Source organism: Micromonospora sp. (genome assembly GCF_048594385.1).
GTDB classification, from domain to species: Bacteria; Actinomycetota; Actinomycetes; order Mycobacteriales; family Micromonosporaceae; genus Micromonospora; species Micromonospora wenchangensis.
Map to the genome: position 1 here is coordinate 1 of NZ_JBMDWU010000345.1, position 4,183 is coordinate 4,183.

Genomic DNA, 4,183 nt, shown 5'->3' on the forward strand with positions numbered 1-4,183 from the left:
CGCCCCGGTCGCCGAAGCTCCGGTCGGTCCGGGGACGCTCGGTGTAGCCGCGCTCGCCGCTCGGCCGCTCGCGGTAACCCCCGCCGGTCCGCTCGCCGAAGCCCTGCCCGCCTCCGGTCCGCTCGCCGTAGCCGGGCCCGCCGGTGGGGCGGTCGCGGTAGCCCCGCTCGCCGCCGCTGCGGTCGCTGTGCTCGCGGTAGCCGCCGGTGCGCTCGCGGTAGCCCCGGTCGCCGCCTCCGGGTCGGTCGCCGTAGCCCCGGTCGCCGGTGGGGCGGTCGTCCCGGGCGACGCGGTCACCGGACGGGCGGTCGCCGTAGCGGCGGTCCCCGGTCGGCCGGTGGCCGCCCTGGTCGCCGTAGCTCCGCTCCCGGGCCGGTCGCTCCGCGCCGTAGCTGCCGCGCGGCCGTTCCCCGCCGTAGCCGCTACGGCCGTCCCGACCGCCGTGACCCCGGTCGCCGTAGCCCCGGGCGTCCCGGTCGCCGAAGCGGCGCGGGCGGTCGCCGTGCCGGCGCGGCTCGGGCTCCTCGCGGACCGGAACGCCGCTGGGCTCGCGGGCACCGGTCAGCTCGGCGAGCACCGCGTCGCCGACCCGCACCCGGGTCTCGGCCGGCTCCACGCCCGCCTTCTCCAGCATCGCCAGCGTGGTCCGCCGCTGCTTGGGCAGCACCAGCGTGGCCACCGCGCCGGACTCGCCGGCCCGCGCGGTACGCCCCGCCCGGTGCAGGTAGTCCTTCGGGTCCTTCGGCGGGTCGATGTGCAGCACCAGGGACACCCCGTCGACGTGGATGCCCCGGGCCGCCACGTCGGTGGCGACCAGCACGTCCATCCGTCCCTCACGGAACTCGGCGAGGGTCTTGGTACGCATCCGCTGGGTCTTGCCGCCGTGCAGCCCACCGGCCCGTACGCCCACCGCGCCGAGCTGTTCCACCAGCCGGTCGACACCGAGCTGGGTACGGGCGAAGAGCATCGTCCGGCCGGACCGGGCCGCGATCGACGCCGCCACGGCGAACTTGTCGTGCGGCGGGATCAGCAGCAGGTGGTGGTCCATCGTGGACACCGAGGCGGTCGACGGCGCGGTGGAGTGCGTCACCGGGTCGGTCATGAACCGCTTGACCAGGGCGTCGACGTCACCATCCAACGTGGCCGAGAACAGCAGCCGCTGGGCGCCCGCCGGGGTCTTGGCGAGCAGCTCGGTGACCTCGGGAAGGAAGCCCATGTCGGCCATCTGGTCGGCCTCGTCGAGAACGGTCACCTCGACGTCGTCCAGGACGCAGACGCCCCGGTTGATCAGGTCACCGAGCCGGCCCGGAGTGGCCACGACGATCTCGACGCCCCGGCGCAGCGCGTCGATCTGCCGGTCGTACGGCACGCCGCCGACGGCGGTCTTGAGGAAGATCCCGACGGCCTTGCCCAGCGGCAGCAGCGCGTCGTTGACCTGCATCGCCAGCTCACGGGTGGGGACGAGGACCAGGGCGCGCGGGTGCAGCGGCCGGGCCCGGTTGAGCTCGGCCAGCCGGGCGACGATGGGCAGGCCGAAGGCGAGGGTCTTGCCGGAGCCGGTCTGGCCCCGGCCGAGGACGTCGCGGCCGGCGAGGGCGTCGGGCACGGTGGCCCGCTGGATCTCGAACGGGGGGGTGATGCCCTGCCGGGCGAGGGCGTCGACGAGCTGCCGGGGCAGACCCAGGTCGGCGAAGCCGACGGGAGTGGCCGGGGTGACGTCGTCGGTCGGGAGGTCGTGGACGGACGGACTGGTGCCGGGGTCAACGGAGGTGGTCAAGAAATGCCTTTCGAGCGGGGCGCATCTTCGCGATGGCCCGCCGCAGCATGGGTACGCCGCCGAATCGCCCGCAAGATCGCCCAGGGGCACGCCACGCGTGCCGGGTCAGTGATCCCGACAAGTGTACGGCGCTCCGGCGACGTCGCCAGTGTGCCCCGAGCCGGTAGTGGGCGGACTCACCCGTTCCGGGCATCCCCCACCTGCCTGGCCGGTCCCCTTCACCGGCGTCGCCGGCGGCCGGCCTCACTGGGACAGCATGCCGCCGACCAGCCCGTCCATCACGTCGTTGGCGAGCAGGACGACGAGCACGCTGATCGCCACCAACAGCCCCAGCGAGGCGGCGAGCACGATCACCACCCGGGTGGTCCTGGACCTCGGGGCCGGCGTGTCGGACCAGCCCTGGGCCAGGATGTGCCCGGTCAGCGAGCCGGAGTTCTCCACCGGGTTGCCGGCGGGGAAGGCGATCGTGGCGTGCGCAGGGCCGTCGGTGCCGCCGTAGCCGACGCTGGCCAGGTCCGGGCCGCCCTGGTAGGGCGAACCGGAGGAGGGGCGGGTCGTGCCGCCGGCCGTGCGACGTGGTGCGGGCCCGGATGCCGGCCGGTTGGGCAGTGCGGGAGCCGGTACCACCGGCAGCGCCGAGGTCGCGCCGTCACCCACCGGGTCGGGCACGACCGGGGCCCGGAACGTCGGCATCGCCGAACCAGCTGCTCCCGCGCTGCCGGCATCCGTTCGGCCGGTACCCGCCGGGGCGGGAGGCGCGGAGTTGGGCGGGGCGAAGGCGGAGGGTGCCGGGGATGCAGCGGCCGGCGGGGTGAACGCGGAGGGCGACCCGAAGGCCGGCGGGGTGAAGCTGGCGGGTGCCGGGGGCGCGGAGGCCGGCGGGATGAGGCTGGCCGGTGCGGAGGGCGTCGCGGCCGGGGGTGCGGAGGTGGGCGGCCGGAAGACGGGGGAGGTCGCGGCAGGGGGCGCGGAAGCCGGGGGTGCCGAGGCCGGGCTGCCGCCGGCCGGGGGTGCCGAGGCGGGTGGGGCGACGGTGCCGCCTGTCGCGGGCACGGTGGCGGAGGCGCTGGCCCGGAAGGTCGTCGGGGTGGCGGGCACGGCCGGGGGCGGGGGGAACGGGGGCGCCGGCATCGGGCCGGGCGGTGGTGGGGGCGGGGGCACCGCCGGACCAGGGGGCGGCAGCGGCGGCCCCGGTACGGGTGGGACCGGACCGGGTGGGACCGGAACGGGACCCGGCGGTGGACCGGGCAGCGGCGGGACCGGCGCGGGGAACGGGCCGGGGGCCGGCGGCTCGGGAGTGACCGGGCCCGGGGCCGGCTCGGGTGTGGGGGCCGGCAACGGTTCGGGGGTGGGCTCCGGCTCCGGCGTCGGCGGGGTGGGGGGCTGGACCGGCTCCGGGGGCTGCGCGGGCTCGGGTGGCTCCGGGTTGACAGGCGTCGACCGGTACACCCCGGGGGCGGCGTCCCCCGCGCGGATGCCCGCGTCGGCCGCCGCGCCCTCCGCCTCGGCGGCGGAGACCCGGCTGAGCCCGGGGACGGAGACGCTGGCCCGTGCCGGGCGGCCGTCCGAGCTGTCGCGCTGCCCGGGAACGGCCGCCGGTCCGACCGGGACGGGGCTGCCGTCGGCGGGGTCGTCCGGGGCGGATGCCCGGGAGGTCGGGGCGGTGACCGGGCCGCTCGGGGCCGGGCCGCCCGGGGTCGGGTCTCCGCTGGCGGAGCCGTCCGGCTCGGGTGTTCGGGAGGCCGGAACGGCCGGCTCTGCGGCCGGGGTGCCGGCCCGGTAGGTGGTCGCGGTCGCCGGCCCCGCCGTCAGGTCGCCACCCTCGGGTGGGGCGGCCACGGTACGTACGCTGGCCGTGGCGCGGGCCGTGCCGTCGACGGGCGGGCCGGGCCGGACCGGGGTGCTGGTGACCCGGTCGGGGCGGGGCGGGGCGTCGACGGGTTCCGGGGTGGCCCGCCCGGCGTCGTCGGTACGGGCGGCGGGTTCGGCCGGGTCGGGCACCGGTCCCTGGTCGACGTGCCCCACCGGAACCTCTTGCTCGCCCATGCTCGCCCTCCGCGCACCCTCGCACCCGCGTCCCGCGAACGGTGACCGGATGTGCCTCGTGTCACCGTGCCACATCTCGTCCCGTCGGCACAGCCGGAGTGCCGACGGGACGGTCGGGACGGTGCCGGCCGGTCAGCTCCCGGTGCTCGCCGAGGCACCCGCCGACGCCGGGGCGGACGCCGACCGGCTGCTCTCCACCGCGCCGCTGTCCTCCGGGCTCGGGGTGCCGGAACCGGTGAGGCTCGGCGTCGGGTCGGCGGTCCTGGTCGGCGTGGGGGTCGGCGGCGCGGAGGTGACCGGCGGCCTCGGGGTGGTCGGCGGCTTCGTCGGCCCGGTGGTCGGCCCTCCGGTCGGCCGGGG

3 protein-coding genes are annotated in these 4,183 nt (G+C 77.9%); 1 reads left to right on the top strand and 2 read right to left on the bottom strand.

All coding sequences use genetic code 11. The annotated features are described in order from the left end of the window. Both ACOJTC_RS18540 and ACOJTC_RS18545 read right to left on the bottom strand, forming a co-directional pair. A partial coding sequence (locus ACOJTC_RS18540; protein ID WP_420117825.1) for a DEAD/DEAH box helicase occupies window positions 1–1,777 on the bottom strand: 1,777 nt, incomplete at its 3' end. A 243-nt stretch (window positions 1,778–2,020) separates the two neighbouring features. After that, on the bottom strand, window positions 2,021–3,823 hold the full coding sequence (locus ACOJTC_RS18545; RefSeq protein WP_420117826.1) for a hypothetical protein: 1,803 nt from the start codon (window positions 3,821–3,823) through the stop codon (window positions 2,021–2,023). Between the two features lie 121 nt (window positions 3,824–3,944). Here ACOJTC_RS18545 and ACOJTC_RS18550 point away from each other — a divergent pair. Next, window positions 3,945–4,183 (top strand): hypothetical protein (locus tag ACOJTC_RS18550; RefSeq protein ID WP_420117827.1); only part of this gene is annotated, 239 nt, incomplete at its 3' end.

Excerpts from the sequence above, each read along its gene's own strand:
- ACOJTC_RS18545 (WP_420117826.1), bottom strand. The coding sequence starts at position 3,823 with ATGGGCGAGCAAGAGGTTCCGGTGGGGCACGTCGACCAGGGACCGGTG.